Raw genomic sequence first — 1,683 nt, forward strand, 5'->3', positions numbered from 1 at the left:
TGACTCCGATAAGGCCGTAAAAGACCTGATTAAACGAGAGTATGAGCATGGGTTTGTGACCGATATTGAGTCAGAAACCTTTGAACCCGGATTAAACGAGGATGTCATTCGTCGTATTTCGGCAAAAAAGAATGAGCCTGAGTGGTTACTAGAGTGGCGTTTGAAAGCTTATCAAAGCTGGCTGGATATGGAACAACCCGAATGGCAGCAGGTAAACTTCCCGGAAATCGACTTTAACGACATCGCTTATTTTTCCGCTCCCAAAAACCCGGACGATGCGCCGCAAAGTTTGGATGAAGTCGACCCTAAACTGCTCGAAACTTACGAGAAACTGGGCATACCATTACATGAGCGTGCTCGTTTGGCAGGTGTTGCAGTTGATGCTGTTTTCGACAGTGTCTCTATCGGTACTACCTTCAAAGAGAAGCTTACGGAAGCTGGCGTTATCTTCTGCCCTATTTCTGAAGCAGTTCACGAATACCCCGAGCTAGTCAAAAAGTATTTAGGAAGTGTTGTCCCCCAACGTGACAATTATTACTCGGCACTTAACTCTGCCGTATTCAGTGACGGCTCCTTTGTATATATCCCGAAAGGCGTTCGCTGCCCACTTGAACTATCCACTTATTTCCGTATCAATGAAGCAAACACCGGGCAGTTCGAACGAACATTGATCGTTGCCGATGAAGGCAGCCATGTCAGCTATCTTGAAGGCTGTACCGCACCGATGCGTGACGAGAACCAGCTTCATGCAGCCGTTGTGGAACTCGTCATTCTTGATGACGCCGAGATCAAATACTCAACGGTTCAAAACTGGTACCCAGGTGATGAAAATGGTCAGGGTGGTATCTACAACTTTGTGACCAAGCGCGCGTCTTGTATCGGTAAAAACTCCAAGGTTAGCTGGACTCAGGTTGAGACCGGCTCAGCAATTACCTGGAAGTATCCAAGCTGTATTTTGCGAGGTGATAACAGTGTTGGTGAATTCTACTCTGTGGCACTGACCAATAACTTCCAGCAAGCTGACACCGGAACAAAAATGATTCACTTGGGTAAAAACACCTCAAGCACTATCATTTCTAAAGGTATTTCAGCCGGTAAGAGTGACAGCAGCTATCGCGGTTTGGTTCGTATTGGCCCTGGCGCCGAGAACGCTCGAAACTATACTCAGTGTGACTCGCTATTGATTGGTGATAAGTGTGGCGCTCACACTTTCCCTTACATCGAAAGTAAGAATAAATCAGCAGTCGTTGAACACGAAGCCACCACATCGAAAGTTAGTGATGACCAGCTGTTCTTGTGTCAGCAACGTGGCATTGATGCGGAACATGCAGTATCAATGATCGTTAACGGATTTTGTAAAGAAGTATTTAAAGAGCTACCGATGGAATTTGCTGTCGAAGCAACAAAACTATTAGAAGTCAGCCTTGAAGGCTCCGTCGGTTAATAAGACTCTAAATCAATTAAAATACAATGGCCCCTGCCCTGGCGGGGATGACCAAAAGCATTAAAGAGAGAGACAATGCTAAAGATCGAAAATTTACATGCCAATGTTGAAGGCAAACAAATCCTGAAAGGCTTAAACCTTGAAGTGAAGGCAGGCGAAGTTCACGCGATTATGGGGCCAAACGGCTCGGGTAAAAGTACTTTATCGCAAGTGCTTGCAGGCAATGAAGCTTATGAAGT

The 1,683-nt window shown here is 45.8% G+C and carries 2 protein-coding genes; both read left to right on the forward strand.

Going from position 1 to position 1,683, the window contains the following annotated elements; translation table 11 throughout:
* Positions 1-25 precede the first annotated feature (25 nt).
* Positions 26-1,444, forward strand: a complete 1,419-nt coding sequence (sufB, locus tag A3763_RS12300; protein ID WP_068760082.1) for a Fe-S cluster assembly protein SufB — start codon at positions 26-28, stop codon at positions 1,442-1,444.
* 75 nt (positions 1,445-1,519) lie between these two features.
* Positions 1,520-1,683: ATP-binding cassette domain-containing protein (locus A3763_RS12305; RefSeq protein WP_156495067.1), on the forward strand; the 164-nt coding region annotated here is incomplete at its 3' end.

This window comes from Oleiphilus sp. HI0128 (genome assembly GCF_001635365.1).